This window comes from Antrihabitans stalagmiti (assembly GCF_016482825.1).
Taxonomy (GTDB): Bacteria; Actinomycetota; Actinomycetes; order Mycobacteriales; family Mycobacteriaceae; genus Antrihabitans; species Antrihabitans stalagmiti.
On record NZ_JAEMNV010000006.1, the window covers coordinates 242553 to 261362 of the forward strand.

The window sequence follows — 18810 nt, forward strand, 5'->3', positions numbered from 1 at the left end:
GCACGTCACTACAACGAACACCAGAACTACGACCGGTTGTAACCCTAGCAAATCTAACGAATCACGCAAAGGGGTACGTGCATTTCTTCTGCGGTCAACGATCCGTGGTGCCCGATCAGCATCGACTGCAGAGGCTCTGCTCCGGTCCTGACGACCGCGCCCGATCCTGTTGCGACGCAGATGACGTCGCCGATCCGCTGCACGGCGGCGTGTGTGACAGTTGGCCCGAACCACCCGTTCTCGATCACTTCGGACCGGGAAAAGACGCCGAAATCAGTTCCGAGAATTTCTTGCCAGGTGGCGACGACGTCGTCGATTGCCCCGTTTTTCGTATAGATATGGCGCGCTCGGGGTTCGCCACCGAGCCGTGCGACGCCGGCGCGCAGACTCGATGTCGCGTCGAAGTCGACGGGGTCGATGATCTCGACCATGCCGTGATCCGCAGTGACGATCAGTGCGGCGTCGCCCGGCAGCCGCTCGGCGATCGAGCGCGCCAACAGGTCGACTTGGGAGAGTTCGGCGGCCCAGGCATCGGAATGCGGTCCACGGACGTGGCCGGTGAGGTCGAGTTCGCCGTGATAGGCGTAGACGAGCGAGCGGGAACCGGTTCGCAGCGATTGGATGGCGCCGTCGGCGAGGTCGCCCATCGAGAAGCTCGCCCGAAATTCGCCGCCGCGCAACGAGGCTCGGCTCAGGCCTGACTCGCCCTGGTACATAGGCGCGACCCGAGAGACGGAGATGCCGGCCTCGGCGGCTCGCTCGAATGCGGTTGGGTTCGGTTGAAACTCTTCGGGAGCAACGTCTTTCAGCAGGTCGATGCGATCTCCGGCGCCGTGTAGCCGCCACTTGAGCGGGTTCATCAACCGCTGGTGGCCTGGGACAGCCAGCAGATAGCCGACGATGCCGTGCTCACCGGGAGGCAGGCCGGTACCGAGCGAACTCAAACTGGTTGCCGTCGTGCTCGGAAATCCTGCGGTGAGCACCTTCGAAGTTCGGCTGGAAAGAAACGGTGCGGCAGCGGAGTTCGCGTCGAGCAAAGCCGCACCCAGGCCGTCGACCATCAAGATGCATACGCGTTTGATGCCGTCGAGCTCGAGGCCTATTCGATCGACTTCGCCGTCGACGCCGAGCGCAGCAAGGCTCGACGGGACCAGATCTGCGAGGGATGCAGTGCCGTAGCGCGGCGCAACCAGCATGCCCACCAATGTAGCCGGGGGTATCCGGGCACCGGTGGCGTCGGTAGTCTGAGGTAAACATCGAGTTGTGCATGAATGGCCCGTCGCCACACTTCTCTCGGACGCGCACGGGGCGAGATCGACTCGGAACGGATCGTTGCACATATGAAGGAAATTTCGGCGCTGGGAGTTCAGGCATTCGTCAGGGATGTTGTCCGGCGCGGTGGAAAGGCAACGAAAGTTGCCGGATCCGGTCGCGGAGCAGTCAAAGTGTGGGGCAAAGAGGGCGGCGTTTCCATCGTCCAAGTTCGTGCCAAGGCCAGCGGTGACTGGCATGCGAGCCGCCGCGACGAGGAAGTGGGAGCCGGCGCGGCCAACCCCACATTCTGGGCGTTCGTCGACCTCGGTACCGAGCCGCACGCGACCTTCATCATCTCGGCAGAAGAATTTGCCGCCGACGTTCGGTGCGAGGTCGACGCCTGGATGGCCGATCGGCCCGGCCGATCACGCTCCGGCGGGATCCGGATCGCGCAGGATCGGATCGCCCACAGGCGGGCGCGCTGGGACCTCCTCGGCGTCTCGGTCGTCGCCGATGCGAATATCGATACCACCCATCTGGACGACCTGACCGTCGAGAAAAAGAAGGCACCAGCCAAGGCCGCGGCCGTCGAGGACGAGTCCGACGGCCGAACCCGCCTGGTCGCCGATTTCGAGGGCTACCGGATCGTCGCGCTTCGCGAGGAATCGACGGGTCGCCTGGAGATCGTTGCCGGACAGATGGTCGGTCGGCACTTTCCGACAGCGTCGGCAGCCGCATCTGCCGTAGCGAGCCTGGTCAGTGGCGAAAAGGTGACGAAAGACGGCGCGGATTTCTGGCGCGCGGAAGGCTAGCCCGCTCCGCGGGTCGTGAGTCTTTTAGGAGGGCGGGCCCGCCGAAAGGACGCACGAGCGGCGTAGCCGCCTAGTCGCTCAGGGCCGGAATTTCGCCGAGCGGCCGAACTTCGCAGAAGTTGTACGCGGCATCGGGGATCTGGGCGCAGATGGCAACGGCCTCGTCCATGTTGGCGCACTCGACGACGTAGAAGCCCGCCAAATGCTCTTTCGACTCGATGTACGGACCGTCGGTTGTCGCGACCACACCATCGCGGATACGGACGGTCTTGGTGTTGATCGGATCGGCGAGACCAGCGCTGGCGACGTGGTGTCCTGACGCGATCAGCGAATCGTTGAGTGCGCCGTGACCCCGACCCAGTCCCATTCGCTGATCGTGAGACAAGCCTGCCCAGCTTTCGGGATTGCTGTAGATCAGCAGCATGTACTTCATGGCGGCCACCCTTCGACGGTTTCGACATCAACAAGGACGTCGGCGCGATCGGCGCGATATCGACATCATTGCCTATGTCGAGGCGGGCGTCGTGACTCCGACGTCTCAGTTGGCAGCAAAAAGCTGCACTGGTGAACACCCGATCGAAGGAGTTGTCATGTTCGAAAGCACCAAAGCATTCAGCGGATTCTCGGTGAACGACATCGAAGCGGCGAAGCAGTTCTACGGAACCACGCTCGGCGTCGAGGTGTTCGAGAACGGGATGGGCAACCTGTCGCTGCAGCTTCCCGGTGGCACGGAGGTTCTCGTCTACCCCAAGGACGATCACGTTCCGGCGGTGTTCACGATCCTCAATTTCGAGGTCGTCGACATCGACAAGGCGGTCGACGCATTGACCGCGAGTGGCGTCAGCTTCCAGCGGTACGACGCTATGCACCAGGACGACAAGGGCGTCATGCGGGGAATCGCCGCGGGCATGGGCCCGGACATCGCGTGGTTCACCGACCCAGCGGGAAACATCCTGTCGGTGTTGCAAACCGCGTAGTCGGGCGCCGCGGGCACAATAGGACCGTGAGCGCCGCCCGCGAGTTCGAAGATCGCATCCGCGACCTCGCACCGCACGTTCTGGGTGCACTCGTGCGGCGGTACGGCCATTTCGATGCCGCAGAGGATGCGGTGCAGGAGGCATTGCTCGCGGCGTCGGTGCAGTGGCCCGAGCAGGGTCTGCCGGACAATCCGCGCGCTTGGTTGATCACGGTCGCATCGCGACGTCTCACCGATCAATTTCGCAGTGACGAAGCGCGGCGCAATCGGGAGACGAACATCGTCGCCGCCGACCGACCGGAAGACCTGCACGCGCCCGCGGTCGACGAACAACCGAGCAACGACGACGACACACTGACGCTGCTTTTCCTGTGCTGCCATCCCGCGTTGACTGCGCCGTCCCAGGTGTCCCTTACCCTGCGTGCTGTCGGCGGACTGACCACCGACCAGATCTCCCGCGCATTCCTCGTGCCGGAAACGACTATGGCGCAACGGATCAGCAGGGCGAAGCAAACGGTGCGCAAGTCGGGCGCGCGGTTCGCTATGCCGACGGCCGACGAGCGTGCCGATCGGCTCGAAGCCGTGCTGCACGTCCTGTATCTGATCTTCAACGAGGGCTACACGGCGACAAGCGGCTCCGATCTGCAACGCACCGACCTCACAGCAGAAGCAATCAGGCTGAGCCGCATTCTGTTTCGTATTCTTCCCGACGACGGCGAGGTAGGCGGACTGCTGGCGTTGATGCTGCTGACCGATGCACGGCGCCCCGCGAGAACCGGCGACGACGGTTCGCTTGTCCCACTGGCAGAACAGGATCGGTCGCTGTGGGACGCTGCCGCGATCGCGGAGGGTGTTTACATCGTGAGTGACGTCCTGTCGAGGGCACCGGTCGGGCCGTATCAGATCCAAGCTGCGATCGCCGCTGTGCACGACGAGGCGGCTACTGCTGAAGAGACCGACTGGCAACAAATTTCGGAGTTGTACAAGGTGCTCGCGCGAATCTCGCCCGGACCGATGATCACGCTCAATCGAGCCGTGGCCGTGGCGATGGTTGAAGGTCCGCAGGCTGGACTCGAACTCCTTGCCACCTTGGACGACGATCAGCGAATGGCAACCCATCATCGACTCGGGGCAGTGCGCGCCCATCTCTACGAGATGGCGGGAGACACGGTGACGGCGATCGAGCACTACCGGACTGCTGCGCGGCGCACGACGAGTACGCCAGAGCAGCGCTACCTGCAGGATCGCGCAGAGCGTTTGGCTGCAGCTGACTAGGGCGGCGGCGTTGGGGGATACCGTTTATCCCATGACGTCGATCGAGGGCAACGACCCAGCGGGCCACCGTGTTGCGATCCTGTACTGCACCCAATGCAATTGGCTGCTGCGCGCATCCTGGATGGCGTCGGAACTGTTGTCGACGTTCGGTCAGGAACTTGGCGAGGTTGCCCTGATACCCGGAACCGGCGGGGTCTTTCGCGTGACCGTCGGCGACGAGCTGATCTGGGACCGCAAGGAGCGTGGCGGATTCCCGGAGATCGCCGCACTGAAACAGCTTGTGCGCGATCGAGTCTCGCCCGATCGGGACCTCGGCCACGTCGACCGGACGAAGTAGCGCACGATCAGCTTGGTGGTTTTTCCTGTTCCAGCAACGCCCGGTGTGACTCCTCGTGCAGTATCGAGATGAGTTCTGCTTCGAGGGCGACGAACTGCGGCGAGGTCAGCATCGAGATGTCACGTGGTCGGGGGAGATCGACCGTCAACTCGTGCCGAATTCGCGCAGGCCGTGCCGACAACACGATGACCCGGTCGGCCAGAAAGATCGCCTCGCGAATGTCGTGGGTGATCATCAGAACCAGCCATCGATACTGCTCCCACACCTGCTGCAACCAGGTCTGCATCTCGGTGCGGGTCAGCGAATCGAGCGCGCCGAACGGTTCGTCGAGCAGCAACACATCGCGGTCCTGAACAACCGTGCGCAGCATCGCTGCCCGCTGCCGCATTCCTCCGGATAACTGCGACGGTCGTGCTGTCTCGAAACCCGCCAGACCGAACACCTCGAAGAGTGCGCGGGCCCGTTCGCGCGCAGCCTTTTTCGACATGCCTTGAACTTCGAGTCCGAGGGTTGTGTTGTCGAGGACATTGCGCCACGCGAACAGCAGGTCCTTCTGCGGCATGTACGCGCACTGCGCGCTGCTCGCCGGTGATTCGCCGCCGATCGAGATCTCGCCGGCGGTCGGAGTGTCCAGTCCTGCAAGCAGGTTGAAGATCGTGCTCTTGCCGCAGCCGCTCGGTCCGATCACGGCGACGAATTCGCCGGCAGCGGCGTCGAAGGTGATGTTGTCCAGAACTTGTCGCCTGCCACCTTTGACGTCGAAAGTCTTGCTGACGGCAGCGACGCGCACCTTGGGACGGGTCATAGGTTCACTCGCTCCATCCGCACCCACGGCGCCAGGATCCGTTCGACCAGGTAGGTCAGCAGAAACAGCACGACGCTGATCGCGGCCGTCACGAACATCGCAGCAAGGACGAGGTCGGTGCGGAACATCCCCTTCTGCCGTGCCATGTAGATGCCGAGTCCGCTTTCGGCACCGGCATACTCGGCGAAGATCGCGCCGACAACCGCGTAGGTGATGCCGATCCGCAGAGCGGTGAAGAACCGTGGCATGGCGTTCGGCAGTCGAACGTACCGAAACTGTTGCCACCGTGAGGCTCCCATGCTCCGAAGCAGCGAGCCTGCGTCCCGGTCGGTCGACGCGAAGCCTTCGATCAGGCCGATGGCCACAGGAAAGAAGGTCGCGAGAGTCACGAGGAGGATCTTCGGCAATAGCCCGAAGCCGAACCAGGTGATCATCAACGGGGCGATCACGATGATCGGGATGGTCTGGGACGTGACGAACATCGGCACGAGCGCGCGGCGTAGCAAGCCCGAGAAGTCGATCGCAATCGCAAGCAGCCAGGCGATCGTCAACGACAACGCGAAGCCGACGAGGGTGACCTGCAGTGTTGCAACGGCATTGGTGGCAATGACGTCGCGCTGGGCCCACCCCTGGGTCACGACACGCCACGGCGACGGCAACAGTTGCGGCCGAACGTCGTTGACGGAGACGTAGACCTGCCACGCCGCGAACAGGGCGGCGAGGCCGACGAACGCAGGGACGACCCTACGGACCGCTGAGGTACTCATTGGTGAAGTACGTCGACCAATCAGGTTCGGTGGTCAGCGCTTTGCCGGACTCGTCGACGAGCACGCCGTGTTGGAAGAGGAAGCGCGAGTAGCCCGTCCACTGTTCGAGCGTTTGGGTCCCGACCTTCCCGGAGCTGTCCTTCATAAACTTGTCGGACAGCATCTGCTGACTTTCCATGATCAACGGTTCGTCGGTGAAGGCACCGGGGTTCGCGTCGATCAGCAGCTGCGCACCCTTCGCTGGTTCGTCGGCGGCGAGTTGATAGCCCTTCTGCAACGCCTGCACGAACTTCTTCGCCTGCTCCGGATGTTCTTTCAGCCAGGTCTGATTGCCGTTGATCACGATGGCGTAGGCGTCGGGAAAGCCGAAGTCGGAGTACTGGAAATATTTGAACGGCGTGCCACGGTGCTCTGCTTCGATGCCCTCCCACGCGAAGTAGGGGACGGTGAAGTCGGCCTCGCCGGAGTACACCGACTCGTAGGCGGAGGTTCCGACGGTCACATTCTTGAAGTCGCCGGTGCCGCCGTCGTTGCGGATGACCTGGCGCAGCGTTTCGATCTCGCCCGCATCGCCGAAACCGGCATAGGTCTTGCCGTCCAACGTTTTGGGGCTTGACAGGTCGGCCCGGTCGGCACGCACCCCGATCGCAGTCGCCCAGTGTTGCAGTGGTGCGAGCACCGAAACCGTATCGGTACCTGCCGCTTTCGCGAACGTGGCCGAATTCTGGAAGCTGACCCCGAACTCCGCGTTGCCGGAATCGATCAGCGAATCAGGCGATGCCGTGTTGTACGGCAGAATCTCGACGTCGAGTCCGGCATCGCGAAAGTAGCCCTCCTGCAACGCAACAAAAAGTCCGGTGTGGTTGGTGTTGGGCGTCCAGTCGAGTGCGAAGCGGATCGTGTTCGGGTCGGCGGCACCGTTGTCGGAGCAAGCGGTCAGCAGCGACACCGCGGACGCCGTCACGATGGCTCCGGTCAGCATCCGGCGGAGCAAAGAGCGGCGGTTCATTGTCGAAAATGTCCTTTCAGGCGGGCCACGGCTGCGGGTGCAGCGCCGTGTCCCAGAACAGAAGTTCGTAGCGGGAGGCGGTCACGAAAGCAGTGCTCATCGCGTCGCGCTCGGCGTCAGATGCGGCGTCGGCTGCCGCATCGACAAGTTCGCGGGCTTTGGCGACCTCGTCGTGGAAGTCCTGGTTGTCGTAGGTGGTGACCCACTGGGCATACGGATGGCCGGGATCGGCCGCGAGCACCCCCTGCGCGCTCGCGGCGAGGTCACGTCCTACTTCTGCGTAGATCCAGAAACACGGCAGCACCGCGGCTGCCGCAACTGCATAGGGCTCGGTCGCAGCAGTCGCGATCAGGTACGAGACGTAGCCGAGACACGCGATGGACGGCGCAGGCAATTCCCCGGCTGCTCCCAAAGTGCCACCCGAGAGCAGGCCTTCGTGCAACGAGAGCTCGACGGTTGCCGACGTCGCTGCAGCCTGTGCCCAGAACGCGGCGGTCACGGGATCCGGTGCACGCGCCGCAAGCAGCGCCAATGCCTTCGCGTACCCGGCGAGATAGATCGCATCTTGTTCGATGTAGGTGCGGAAAACGTCGAGCGGCAACGTGCCATCGCCGAGTCGGCGGAGAAACTCCAACTCGTCTATCGCAGCACGTAACTGCTTCGTCTCGTCCCACACACGGTCGGTAAAGCGGGCCATGACATCCCTTCGTCAGCATTACCTGCATCAGGTTCGCGGGTCTTATCTCAGCTCCAACCTGGAGCACCCCGTGTCAGTCAGGCGAGGGTAGCAGGCTGGTCGCTTACCCTGGGTTCATGGATGCCGAACCAGCGGTCGTAGTGACAGACGACGCCCAAGCGGATACCGCCGAGGATGCAGCAGCGGCGGCACCGATCGTCCGGATCTCGTCGGGAGAGATTCGTGGTCGGCGCGACGGGTCAACGCTCTCGTGGCGAAGTATTCCGTTCGCCGAGCCGGTGTCGGGTCCGCTGCGGTTTCGGAGTCCGCGCCCGCGCACGCCATGGGACGGGGTCCGCGATTGCACGGAGTTCGGTCCGATCGCGCCGCAAGGTATCGACAACACGGTCCCGATCGATGCCGGACTGCTACCGGGCGAAGACTGCCTGTGGCTCAACATCTGGACCCCGGCGACCGACAGCGATCCGCGGCCGGTCATGGTGTGGATCCACGGTGGCGCCTACTGTCTCGGCAGCTCGGCGCAGAAGTTGTACAACGGTCGCCAGCTTGCCGAACTCGGCAACACCGTCATCGTCACCGTGAACTACCGGCTCGGCGCGCTCGGGTTTCTCGATCTCAGCTCCTTCTCGACGCCCGAAGCGACCTTCGAGTCGAATCTCGGTCTGCGCGACCAGATTGCGGCATTGGAGTGGGTCCGCGAGAACATCGCCGTCTTCGGCGGCGATCCCACGAACGTGACCTTGTTCGGCGAGTCGTCGGGCGCCGGATCGATCACGACGCTGATGACGTCACCGCGCGCCGAAGGTCTGTTCCATCGCGCGATCGTCCAAAGTCCACCGGCGACGTCCGTCTACGGACCCGAACGGGCGGCCCGCGTCGCCGCGCGGTTTCTCGAGATTCTGGAACTACCCGCCGAGCGTGCGCACGAACTCTACGAACTACCGATCGAGGAGATCATCGTCGCGAGCGACGTTCTCGTCGACGAGATTCCCGCGAAAGTCCCTGGCACACTTGCGACTGCACCGGTTGTGGACGGCGACCTGGTGCCGCGTTATCCCGTCGCAGCATTCCAGAAGGGACTCTCGCACCGTATACCGCTGATCATCGGGACCAACCGCGACGAGGCCGCGCTGTTCCGGTTGATCAGGTCCGCGCTGATGCCGGTGACGCCCGACGCGGTGAACGAGATGTTGCGCGTAATTGCCGCCGACCATCCGACGCTGTCGCACGAGCGTCTCGCCGAGATCATTGCCTTCTATCCCGATGCCGGTAAATCCAAGGGTGCGCAAGCAATTTCGAGTGATGCGGGGTTCCGGATGCCGAGCATCTGGGTTGCCGAAGCGCACAGCAGGCATTCCCCGACCTGGTTCTATCGCTTCGATCAAGCGACGCCGATGTTGAAAGCAGCTCGCGTCGGCGCGACACATGCGACCGACCTGCCCTACGTGTTCGGCAGTTTCGGAACGATGAACATCGACCCGACATTCTGGCTCGGTGGCCGCAAGACCGCGATGGAGGTGTCAGGTCGAATCCAGCGGCGGTGGCTGGCCTTTGCGGCACACGATGTTCCGGCCGCGATCGACGGATCCAAGCACTGGCCACGCTACGACGAGGACACCCGGGCCACCCTGATCATCGACTCCACCGACGTCGTCGAAGCCGATCCCGACAAGGAGTTGCGCGAAACGTGGGGCGATCAGGTACTCGGATTCAGCTGAGTCAGGCGGATTCGGGATCCCTGCGTTGTTTCTGATGTGGAACAACGAAACTCGCACGCGTGCTGATCGGCGCGCCGGGTGATTGCACGAACGGCATGACACGGAAGTCGGTACGCCACGCCTCCTGGTCGACATGGACTCGGACATAACCACGTTGGCCATTGACGAACTTGATGTCGGGACTCGCCGCCATCAAGGTCTCGCCGCCGTCCGGCATGTCCGCGCCGTCGCCGCCGCTGCAGATCGAAGTGCCGACGAATTCATGTGCGACGATTGGTGATTCGAGATCACTGAAGTCGCGGCGCAGCTCGCTCACATAATTTGTATGTCGATCACCGGTGATGACAACAAGATTGTTCACGCCGAGATCGGCTGCGCGACCGAGCACCGTGTTGCGGTCGGCGACATAGCCGTCCCAGGCGTCGAGGGACACGTCTGTTGCGGGTCCGGTGTCGTAGTCGCACTGGCCCATCGGAGCCTGATTGCCGATGATGTTCCAGCGCGCGGACGACGTGGCGAAGCCGTCGAGCAGCCAATCCCGTTGCGGACGACCGAGAAGCGTTCGATCGGTGCTGAACCGATCGCTACAGCGGTCGGATTCACCGTCGCCACATGCTTGGTCGTCGCGATACTGACGGGTGTCGAGCATGGTGAATTCGGCGAGATCGCCGTACGCGATGCGTCGGTGCATCCGCATCTCGGATCCGCGTGGCATCTGGGTGCTCCGCAGTGGCTGATGTTCGTACAGCGCCTGAAATGCTGCCGCTCGGCGTTGCCGGAACACCGCGGGCATTTGATCGACTTCGATGTCCAACTCGGAAGTGTCTGCGGCCCAGTTGTTCTCGACCTCGTGGTCGTCCATCGTGACGATCCAGGGGAACTGAGCATGCGCCGCCTGTAGTGGCGCTTCGGATTTGTACAGGCTGTACTGCAGCCGGTAGCGAGCGAGATCGAAGGTCTCCCCGTAGAACTGCGGTTCGACCGCGACGCCTCGAAGGTTCCTGCCAACACCGTCTTCGTAGATGTAGTCGCCAAGGTGGACAACAAGATCGAGGTCTTCGGCCGCCATGTGCTCGTAGGCGGTGAAGTAGCCCTCGTGCCAGGCCTGACACGACGCGAACGCGAAGTTCAGCTCCCGGGTCCCCACGCCGGGCAGGGGAGTGGTCCGCGTCCGACCGACCGGTGAGATCTCAGCGCCCACCCGAAAGCGGTAGTAGTACACCCGATCGGGTTCGAGGCCGTGAATCTCCGGATGCACCGAATGCCCGAGTTGCCTTGTGGCCAGAACACTTCCGCTGCTGACGATCGTCGTGAAGCGGTCGTCCAGTGCGACTTGATATTCGACTGTCGCAGGCGCTGCGGGCATACCGCCAAGACCGTCCGGTGCGAAGGGGTCCGGTGCGAGCCGTGTCCACAGGACAACTCCCTCCGGCGTCGGGTCACCCGAGGCGACTCCGAGCGAGAACGGATTGCCGAGGCGTCGCGAGGTCGTGAACGGTTTCGCGCTCGACGCCGCACCCGTTCCGAGTAGTAGTGCCGCCGCGCCAGTGGTTCCGAAGCCGAGCAACTTTCGCCGGGAAATGCCCACGCTCCGAGCGTGACACGGTGATGTGAAGCGATGCCGTCGCTCGTATGGCGCATCTGTGAACCTCAGGGGGTAGATCGGGGATTGCCCCGATGTGGTTCGCTGCGCTTCTCCATAGCGTCGTCGTATGCGCAAAACCTTGCTCGCACTGGCCGTCGCTGGAGCAGTTGCCGCGGGTGGCTGCTCAGCCGCAAAGTCGCCGCCCGATCCTCGCGTCGACGCGGTACAAGCCGATCTCGATGGACTCGTCGCGTCGGGTGTGGCAGGCGCTCAGGCGACCATGACTGTCGACGGACACAACCGCGTTCTTCGTAGCGGTGTTGCGAACAAGGACACCGGAGAGCCAATTGCGTCTCGTTCACAGTTCCGGATCGGTAGCGTCACAAAGACTTTCACAGCGGCAATGCTGCTGCAGTTGGTCGGTGAGGGTCGGTTGCTGCTGGACGAGCCGATCGAGATGTACCTACCGGGCATCATCCGCGGCGGGGGTATCGACGGCAACGCCATTACGGTGAGGCAGATCTTGCAGCACCGCAGCGGACTGCCCGAAGTGACCGACGATCCGCGGATCGACGAACTGCAGGCCGCCAAGGACAACCGCACGATGACGCCGACCGAAGCGCTGGGTATCGCGCTCTCCTATCCGGCACAGTTCGCGCCGAATGCTCGTTTTCGGTACACCAACACAAACTTCATCGTCGCCGGGGTGCTCGTCGAGCGGATCACCGGAAACAGCTACACAGACGAGTTGCAACGGCGAATCCTCGAGCCTGCCGGGCTCGCCGACACCTATCTGCCGGGTCCGGGGGAGACGGAGATCAGGGGTCCGCATCCGGTCGGGTATCAGAAGCTGGACGGAGAGGTCGCCGATGTGTCGCAGATCGAACCGTCGATCCCCTGGGCGGCCGGCGGAATGGTGTCGACCGGCGCCGATCTGAATCGCTTTTTTACGCTGCTCGCCGACGGGAAGATCGTTGCGCCGGCACAGCTAACCGAGATGGAACGTGCCGACGAAGGTGGCATCGAAGACGTCGGCATGGGGTACGGCTTGGGGCTCGGAATCAAGCAACTCTCGTGCGGCATCCGGTACATCGGGCACGGCGGGGGGATCCCGGGGTACTACACCGTGTCCGGCGCAACCGAGGACGGCCGCGCCTCGACGGTATTCCTCACGCAAGCGCCCGAGAACGAGTTCGATGCCAACGATCTGGTCGAGCACGCATTCTGTGGCTAGGCGAGCCGGAATGGAATCCAGGCGTTGTGGACCTGCTCGACCGCTTCGGTGGCGGCGACGGTGAGGATTGTTTGACTGGCGAGGGCGTCGTTCCAATCGCTTTCGCTGGGTGCGGTTGTGAACCAGGCTGGATCAGGTGTGCGACCGGTGGGTCCGAGTTTGCGAAACAGTTCCGCTGCGTCGCTGTCGATGGCGCCACGGGCCTCGAGTGCCCACAGGTCCCATAGGTCGCGGGGTGCCCGACGATCGAGTCAGGCTGCGGTCTTGGCGGCGACGAATGCGGGTGTGGTGAGGACGTCTAGTGCCGCGGCTGGGGCGTCGTCGTAGCGTTGGTCGAGCTGGGTTCTCTGCGTTGGCCAGTCGGGGTGCCCGATTTGGCTGATGAGTTGGATTTTCACACTCAGGCCGTCGTCGCTGCGGAGATAGGCCTCGCCCGCGTCGCCGACGGCGCTGAGTGCTGGGTCCCAGTGGAGACGGCCGAGTTCACGGCGGAAGGCGTCGGGTAGTTCGCGGTCCAATTGGCGGGCGATGGTGCTGCGTGAGGTGCGGGCAATGAGGTCGATGTCTTCGCTGAGTCGGCCATCGGGGAGGTTCGTGCGCGCGAGTGCGGTGCCACCGATGAATGTGAGTTGGTCGGCCCAGTGGTTGCTTATGGCGGCGAGTATGAAGGAGATCATGCGGTCTCGTTCGGCTTGTTCACTGCTAACTCAGAACGCGGCGGCAACTGCGGCGATACTGGCCATGTTCAGGCGTCCTTGTGATTGTCGAGGATCTGTTCGGCTCGGCGGAGCGCCGCGAGTTTGCGTTGGTCTGTGGCGAGCGCGCGCAGCTGGGTGGCGTCGCATTTGCGGTACAGCGTGACAATCGCCTTGGTGATGTCGGTGTCGACGGTGTCGGTTATGTGTGCCAGGTCGAGGACGGTTTGTTCTGGTGTGGTGACCAGCGTGGGTCCGACTTCGGTCGTGATGCGTTCGGCGTCGAGGGTGTCGGTGGCGCGCTTGACGAAGCGGACGATCCCCCTGCGGTCGGTGAGTTCGATGGGTGCGTGTTGTTTAGGGACTGCGACCGTGGTGACGGCGCGTGCGCGAGGGAGCGCACCGTGCATGCGTGCAGCCGTGAGGCCCATCAGGATTGCATTGTTGGGTCCAGCGATCGTCGTGGCGATTGCGGCCGCAGCGGTCTCGATGGCTGGCTTCCAGCCAGTGTTGATGTGTTCGGTCGGGACGACGATGTAGTAGCCGTACGCGAGGCGATGGAGCGTGCCGTTGTCTGCGAGGCGCGCAAGTTCTTTGCGGGGATGTGCGTAGAGATCTGGGATGTCCTTCGCGCGGACCGTGCGCATGGGTCTGCGGGCGAGTTCGGCGACGGGATTCACTGATACCTCCCGGTGCGCTTCGAATGAGTACGGAAAGTGTATGCTATGAACATACACTTTCGATACCTAGCGCTACTTATTGCTGAGTTAGTTGCCGAAGCTCAAGCGAGCAGATCCGCATACTCGCTGTTGGCTGCGATGTATTTCTCGACGTACCAGCAGGACGGCACAACCTTGAAACCGTCGGCCCGCGTCGACGTCAGTGCGAATTCGACGACCTGTGCCGCGATGCCGTGGCCACGAAACTCGGGAACCGTCAGCGTGTGGTTGAAGTCGCGCACACCGTTGCGCTCGTCGTAGTCGGCGTAACCGGCCAGCACGTCGTCGGAGTAGATCTCGTAGCGGGTTTCGCCGAGGTTGTGCTCGAGTCGCGTCGTCATAGTCGCTACAACACAGCGCCGGGATTGAGGATTCCCTGCGGATCGAGGGCGTCCTTGATCTTGCGCGTCAACGCCATCACGTCCTCGCCGACGTAGTCGGGAAGCCAGGCCTTCTTGAGACGGCCGACTCCGTGCTCGCCGGTGATGGTGCCGCCGAGTGCGATGGCGAGGTCCATGATTTCGCCGAACGCGAGGTTCGCGCGTTCGGTCATGTCCGGGTCGTCGGCGTTGTAGACGATCAGCGGATGGGTGTTGCCATCGCCGGCGTGCGCGATCACCGACACCATGACGTCACGGGTTTTCGCGATTTCGGCGATCCCGGTCACCAATGCGGCGAGTTGCGGCAACGGGACTCCGACGTCTTCCAATAGCAGGCTGCCCTTGAGTTCGACTGCCGGAATCGCGAAACGCCTTGCGGCACAAAAGGCTTCGCCCTCGTCGGCGTCGTCGGTGCTGAAGACCTCGGTCGCGTCGTGTGCGGTGAACACGTCCGCCATGGTCGTAGCCTCCTGCGCCGCGAAGGCGCCGGGTGCGTCGGATCGTGCGACGAGCAACGCCTCTGCGTCGCGATCGAGTCCCATCTTCATTTCGTCTTCGACGGCGTTGATGGCGACGCGGTCCATAAATTCGAGCATCGACGGCCGCAGCGAACGCGTGATCTCGAGGATCGCGCCTGCCGCGTCTTCGATGCTGGAGAAGGACGCAACGACCGTGGCCTGCGGGGGCTGTGCGGGGATGAGCCGCAGCGTGATTTCGGTGATGATGCCGAGCGTGCCTTCGCTGCCGACGAACAGTTTCGTCAGCGACAGTCCCGCAACATCCTTCAATCGTGGTCCGCCGAGTCGCACCGCGGTGCCGTCTGCGAGGACAACTTCGAGGCCGAGCACGTAGTCGGTCGTCACGCCGTATTTGACGCAACACAGTCCGCCGGCGTTGGTCGCGGCATTGCCGCCGATCGAACAGATCTCGAACGAGGACGGATCGGGCGGATACCAGAGGCCGTGCTCGGCGACGGCCTTCTTCACCTCGGTGTTGAGCAGTCCGGGCTGGACGACCGCCGTGCGCGTCACCGGGTCGACCTCGATTGCGCGCATACGCTCGGTTGTGACGACCACGCCGCCGGCGACAGCCGTCGCACCACCGGACAGACCCGAGCCCGCTCCACGCGGCACCACAGGCACACCGTGCTCGCTGGCCCACCGCAGCACGGTCTGTACGTCGGCGGTCGAGGTCGCGCGGACGACGGCAAGGGGAGTCACGGCGTCGGGATCGCGCGCCCAGTCCTGCTTGTACCCCGCAGTCAGGTCGGGGTCGGTGAGCAGCGCGCCATCCGGCAAATTTTCCCGCAACGAATTCAGAAACGAATCCGCGCGGTCCGGCGATAGTCCAATTGTCTCGTCCTGCCCGGTCACAGCAGTCACGCTACGCGAGCGTGCTGCCAGACCAAGCAAAGGGCGAGAGCGTCGATACAGCACCACGTAAGCGATCGGTGTTCACACTGACCACTTTGGCAACTCTGTTACCAGGTCGTTCTGTCGGCGAAACCAAATATCGCCCATAAGCGGAATAGCGTCAGCGAACCTCCACAGGAGAAGGGACATCCGATGAACGCCGAACACCAGAACATCGCACAGCTCATCTCGGCAATGTTTTCCTACGAGATGCGCGACGGCGGCGTCGATTACGACACCATCGTGCGAATTCACAACGGCGATCTGAGTCCGTGGCTGACCGCGCTCGACAACTCCGGACTTTTCGACGACACCGTTCTGGAGGAGGTCCGTGCCAGCTGGCGCCGACGTCCCAAGGCTCTGTTGGAAATCCTGCTCGCCGACTCCGACGAGATGACGATCCGCCGCAGCAGTGTCACGTGGGCCGTCCTCGATCGCCAGGCACCACTCGCGCACATCAGCTAGAGCACGTCGACTCGAGGTCCATCGACCACGACGACCTGCTCGTCCGTCAGGGTCCAGAACGGCACTTGCTTGTCGCGAAACCCTTCCGCGACGCGTTGCAACACCGCAGGATCGTCGAACTGCGACTGCCAATGCGGCACAATCGCCCGATCCACCAGTCCGAGTCCCGACCAGATCGGTTCGATGCCGCAGGTCGGTTGCACTTCGTCGGGATTGTCCGAACTTTCCAATCCGTGCAGCGACGGTGTGAGCACACAGGCTCCCGCGCTGTAACCGGCGTAGACGATCCGGTCAGCACCCAGTAGTTCGGGAACCACGACGTCGGCACCGCTTCGAGCGAACTGCGCGCGCAGCACGAACGTGTTGCCGCCGCGAACCCACAGCAACGGAAACCCCGACAGCGACTCGGCGAGATCGTCAGCCCGACCGACGTACTCGCGCAGATCCACTTCCTCCGCGCTGAAGCCCAGCTTCTGCAGCGGCACGATATCGCTCGTGACAGCTGACGCGCGTGCCGATGCAGGCCAGGCGTCCGCCGCATTGGCTATCACTGCGACGCGACCGGGCGGCGTGCCGAGCAGCGTCAGCAGGCGGTCGCGGTGCGCGCCGAAGCGGTACGACGCGAGAAACAGGCGCATGCCCGACCGACGTCAGAAGACGAAGGCGAGATTGTCGACGATGCGCTGACCCACTTCGGTGTCGCCCTCGAGTTCGATTCGCGCTGCGTGCTCAGCGGCTGTGGTGCGCCCACCCGCGAGTCGGGTGAACAGCCCGGAATCCAGTCGGACGATGGTCGTCGGGTCGGCGTCGAAACTGTCGACCACTCGTGCGCGACCGTCGACCGAGATATTGAGTGTGCGCTGCAGCGGTCCGGTGAGCTCGAGTGCGATTCGCGCACCCTCGGGCGCTTTACCGCGCTTGCCGATGACGTAACCCAGAGCCTCGTAGATGTCGAGGAAGGCCATCTCGCCACGTGGGCCACCTTCGTTGCCCACGATTCCCACAGCGTCACGGATGTCCAATTCGTGCATCCAGCAGTCGAATACCCGTAGGCGCATAAACCGTCCGTAGGGCACTTGGCCGAGTGGAGAGAAGGATTCGGCGTCCCACTCCTCCTGCGGCATGGCGGTCAGTGTTTCGCGGCGCAGCGTCGTGATCTCGCGAAAGCGTGCGAGCATCTCGGCACCGGTCAGGTCGCGCAGTGCGATGACCCAGCTTTCGTTCAACGCGGCGATGTCGTTGTGTACGTGAGCAAGTGCTTTGACGTCGACCTCGGTTGGCGGGGGCTGCACACCGGCAAGGAACGATTCGGTGCCGACGAGGTGGGCAACGACATCGTGCACGGTCCACTCAGGCAGCGCGGTCGGGGCGTTCCAGGCGTCCTCGTCGAGTTGGGCGAGTAGGTCCTCGATCGTCTTCCACTCGTCGAAAAGGGTTGTGGTGATTGCTTGTTTGTCGTTGGACGGCATGTCGCTACGTACTCCCGGCGTCGGTGCTGGTTTGAGGGACCGTCTTGGGGACCATCGACAGATCGACGACCTTGCCACGGTTGATGCTGATCCAATCGCGCCCAGTCACGTAGGGCGCAAGGCTTTCCGCGATCGCGCGGCCTTCGCGCTCGCCTTTGGGGCGTTGCAACTCGAAGACGTTGGGGAACTCCAACATTCCGGTGACAAGACTCCAGAGTCGCAGGGCCGCATCGCCGGTCGGCGGGTCGATCAGAACGGGCCCGAACAGGGCTTGGCCGTCGGGGAAGAAGAGCGTCGGCACACCGAACCCGCCCGCGGTCACGACCCGTTGGTGATCGGCGCGCACGTCGTCGTGGGTGGTCGGGTCGGCAATGGCTTCGTCGACGGTCGCCGGATCGATCCCGATTTGTTCGAGGAGTCCCCGCGCAACGACCGGGTCGTGCGGTTTGCCGCCGTAGGAATGCAATTCGCGCCCGATCGTCGCGTACCAACGATCGAGCCGGTCACCGGAATCCTCGCGATCGCGGCGGCGTAGAAGTGCTCCGATGCGCATCAGGGACCAACCGTAGGACCAGTCCCGTTCCCACGGATGCTTCTTGCCATCGACGCGGTTGATCTCCTCGAGGCTGAAGAATCGCCAGTCGATCTGCAGTCCGGTCAGCGCGCGGACTTCGCGGATCCAGATCGAGGTTTGATACGCGAACGGGCACATGGGATCGAAGTGATATTCGATCTGGGTCGGTGCGAGCGGTGTCGGGGCAGTCACGAGTGATCGCTTTCGAGACGTTCCAGGCCTGCGCGGATGGCGGCGGCAGTCCCTTTCGGGTCGTTGCTGCGCCGCAGCACCAGACCGCCGACGAAGCGCAGCTTGTCTCCGGACTGTCGCGGGATCACGTGCAGATGGACGTGCCCGACCGTCTGGAATGCCGACTTGCCGTCGTTGATGACGAGATTCGCGCCATCGGCCTTCAGATCGGACTGCCGAACAGCCATCGCGAGACTATGGCCGACGCGAAAAACCTTCGTACCGAGATCGGGATCGAGATCCTTGAGTTCCGTCGCGTGTGCCTTCGGAATCACGAGGACGTGGCCTCGAGTGATCGGCCGAATATCCAGGAACGCGAGCACGTCGTCGTCTTCGTACACTTTCGTGCTCGGAGCGTCGCCGTCGACGATCGTGCAGAAGATGCAATCAGCCATG

The 18810-nt window shown here is 63.3% G+C and carries 22 protein-coding genes and 1 riboswitch; of the genes, 7 read left to right on the forward strand and 15 right to left on the reverse strand.

What is annotated here, in order from left to right; translation table 11 throughout:
• Positions 1–53 precede the first annotated feature (53 nt).
• On the reverse strand, positions 54–1196 hold the full coding sequence (locus JGU71_RS19510) for an alkaline phosphatase family protein (protein ID WP_199705947.1): 1143 nt from the start codon (positions 1194–1196) through the stop codon (positions 54–56).
• A gap of 144 nt (positions 1197–1340) precedes the next feature.
• On the opposite strand from JGU71_RS19510, the gene JGU71_RS19515 reads away from it, so the two are divergent.
• On the forward strand, positions 1341–2066 hold the full coding sequence (locus JGU71_RS19515; RefSeq protein ID WP_199705948.1) for a hypothetical protein: 726 nt from the start codon (positions 1341–1343) through the stop codon (positions 2064–2066).
• A gap of 70 nt (positions 2067–2136) precedes the next feature.
• On the opposite strand, the gene JGU71_RS19520 is transcribed toward JGU71_RS19515, so the two are convergent.
• A complete protein-coding gene (locus tag JGU71_RS19520; RefSeq protein ID WP_199705949.1) occupies positions 2137–2499 on the reverse strand; it encodes a YciI family protein in 363 nt (120 codons plus the stop codon).
• A 157-nt stretch (positions 2500–2656) separates the two neighbouring features.
• Here JGU71_RS19520 and JGU71_RS19525 point away from each other — a divergent pair, with 157 nt between their 5' ends.
• The 3 genes from JGU71_RS19525 to JGU71_RS19535 are packed head-to-tail and all read left to right on the forward strand — an operon-like array spanning position 2657 to position 4654.
• A complete protein-coding gene (locus tag JGU71_RS19525) occupies positions 2657–3043 on the forward strand; it encodes a VOC family protein (protein ID WP_199705950.1) in 387 nt (128 codons plus the stop codon).
• 26 nt (positions 3044–3069) lie between these two features.
• Positions 3070–4317 carry an RNA polymerase sigma factor gene (locus JGU71_RS19530; protein WP_199705951.1) on the forward strand — a complete coding sequence of 416 codons (1248 nt, stop codon included), beginning with the start codon at positions 3070–3072 and terminating at the stop codon, positions 4315–4317.
• Between the two features lie 31 nt (positions 4318–4348).
• Positions 4349–4654, forward strand: coding sequence for an Rdx family protein (locus tag JGU71_RS19535; protein ID WP_199705952.1), 306 nt, complete (start codon positions 4349–4351; stop codon positions 4652–4654).
• Positions 4655–4661: 7 nt separating this feature from the next.
• On the opposite strand, the gene JGU71_RS19540 is transcribed toward JGU71_RS19535, so the two are convergent.
• The 4 genes from JGU71_RS19540 to JGU71_RS19555 form a co-directional block, all read right to left on the reverse strand.
• On the reverse strand, positions 4662–5459 hold the full coding sequence (locus JGU71_RS19540) for an ABC transporter ATP-binding protein (RefSeq protein WP_199705953.1): 798 nt from the start codon (positions 5457–5459) through the stop codon (positions 4662–4664).
• Positions 5456–6226 (reverse strand): ABC transporter permease, encoded by a 771-nt coding sequence (locus JGU71_RS19545; protein WP_199705954.1) that lies wholly within the window; start codon positions 6224–6226, stop codon positions 5456–5458. The genes JGU71_RS19540 and JGU71_RS19545 overlap by 4 nt, the downstream gene beginning before the upstream one ends.
• Positions 6204–7235 (reverse strand): ABC transporter substrate-binding protein, encoded by a 1032-nt coding sequence (locus JGU71_RS19550; protein ID WP_199705955.1) that lies wholly within the window; start codon positions 7233–7235, stop codon positions 6204–6206. Before JGU71_RS19550 ends, JGU71_RS19545 begins: the two co-directional genes overlap by 23 nt.
• Before the next feature lie 16 nt (positions 7236–7251).
• Entirely contained in the window at positions 7252–7932 is a 681-nt protein-coding gene (locus JGU71_RS19555) for a TenA family protein (protein ID WP_199705956.1), read from the reverse strand.
• Positions 7920–8013, reverse strand: a riboswitch (TPP riboswitch). (Overlaps the previous gene by 13 nt.)
• Positions 8014–8048: 35 nt before the next feature.
• Here JGU71_RS19555 and JGU71_RS19560 point away from each other — a divergent pair.
• Positions 8049–9650 (forward strand): carboxylesterase/lipase family protein, encoded by a 1602-nt coding sequence (locus tag JGU71_RS19560; RefSeq protein ID WP_199705957.1) that lies wholly within the window; start codon positions 8049–8051, stop codon positions 9648–9650.
• A gap of 1 nt (position 9651) precedes the next feature.
• Here the strand turns inward: JGU71_RS19560 and JGU71_RS19565 are convergent, their stop codons facing one another.
• Positions 9652–11238, reverse strand: a complete 1587-nt coding sequence (locus JGU71_RS19565; protein ID WP_199705958.1) for an alkaline phosphatase D family protein — start codon at positions 11236–11238, stop codon at positions 9652–9654.
• A 124-nt stretch (positions 11239–11362) separates the two neighbouring features.
• On the opposite strand from JGU71_RS19565, the gene JGU71_RS19570 reads away from it, so the two are divergent.
• Entirely contained in the window at positions 11363–12469 is a 1107-nt protein-coding gene (locus tag JGU71_RS19570) for a serine hydrolase domain-containing protein (RefSeq protein WP_199705959.1), read from the forward strand.
• Positions 12470–12720: 251 nt separating this feature from the next.
• Here the strand turns inward: JGU71_RS19570 and JGU71_RS29960 are convergent, their stop codons facing one another.
• From JGU71_RS29960 to JGU71_RS19590, 4 genes are all read right to left on the reverse strand, one after another.
• Complete coding sequence (locus tag JGU71_RS29960; RefSeq protein WP_233529767.1) at positions 12721–13146, reverse strand: nucleotidyl transferase AbiEii/AbiGii toxin family protein; 426 nt, start codon at positions 13144–13146, stop codon at positions 12721–12723.
• A 68-nt stretch (positions 13147–13214) separates the two neighbouring features.
• Positions 13215–13844: a type IV toxin-antitoxin system AbiEi family antitoxin domain-containing protein gene (locus JGU71_RS19580; RefSeq protein WP_307829727.1), complete on the reverse strand. Its 630-nt coding sequence runs from the start codon at positions 13842–13844 to the stop codon at positions 13215–13217.
• A 101-nt stretch (positions 13845–13945) separates the two neighbouring features.
• The gene (locus JGU71_RS19585; RefSeq protein WP_199705960.1) at positions 13946–14224 is read right to left on the reverse strand and encodes a GNAT family N-acetyltransferase; all 279 of its coding nucleotides are present in this window, start codon (positions 14222–14224) and stop codon (positions 13946–13948) included.
• Between the two features lie 5 nt (positions 14225–14229).
• Complete coding sequence (locus JGU71_RS19590) at positions 14230–15582, reverse strand: FAD-binding oxidoreductase (protein WP_372433208.1); 1353 nt, start codon at positions 15580–15582, stop codon at positions 14230–14232.
• A 246-nt stretch (positions 15583–15828) separates the two neighbouring features.
• Here JGU71_RS19590 and JGU71_RS19595 point away from each other — a divergent pair, with 246 nt between their 5' ends.
• Positions 15829–16140: a hypothetical protein gene (locus JGU71_RS19595; protein WP_199705961.1), complete on the forward strand. Its 312-nt coding sequence runs from the start codon at positions 15829–15831 to the stop codon at positions 16138–16140.
• Here the strand turns inward: JGU71_RS19595 and JGU71_RS19600 are convergent.
• From JGU71_RS19600 to JGU71_RS19615, 4 genes are read right to left on the reverse strand one after another with little or no spacing between them, the layout of a single operon-like run.
• Positions 16137–16778, reverse strand: coding sequence for a Type 1 glutamine amidotransferase-like domain-containing protein (locus JGU71_RS19600; protein WP_199705962.1), 642 nt, complete (start codon positions 16776–16778; stop codon positions 16137–16139). The genes JGU71_RS19595 and JGU71_RS19600 overlap by 4 nt on opposite strands.
• A 12-nt stretch (positions 16779–16790) precedes the next feature.
• Positions 16791–17609, reverse strand: coding sequence for a maleylpyruvate isomerase family mycothiol-dependent enzyme (locus JGU71_RS19605; RefSeq protein WP_199705963.1), 819 nt, complete (start codon positions 17607–17609; stop codon positions 16791–16793).
• Between the two features lie 4 nt (positions 17610–17613).
• Positions 17614–18375 (reverse strand): mycothiol-dependent nitroreductase Rv2466c family protein, encoded by a 762-nt coding sequence (locus tag JGU71_RS19610; protein ID WP_307829728.1) that lies wholly within the window; start codon positions 18373–18375, stop codon positions 17614–17616.
• Entirely contained in the window at positions 18372–18809 is a 438-nt protein-coding gene (locus JGU71_RS19615) for an HIT family protein (RefSeq protein WP_199705964.1), read from the reverse strand. Before JGU71_RS19615 ends, JGU71_RS19610 begins: the two co-directional genes overlap by 4 nt.
• Position 18810: the final 1 nt, after the last annotated feature.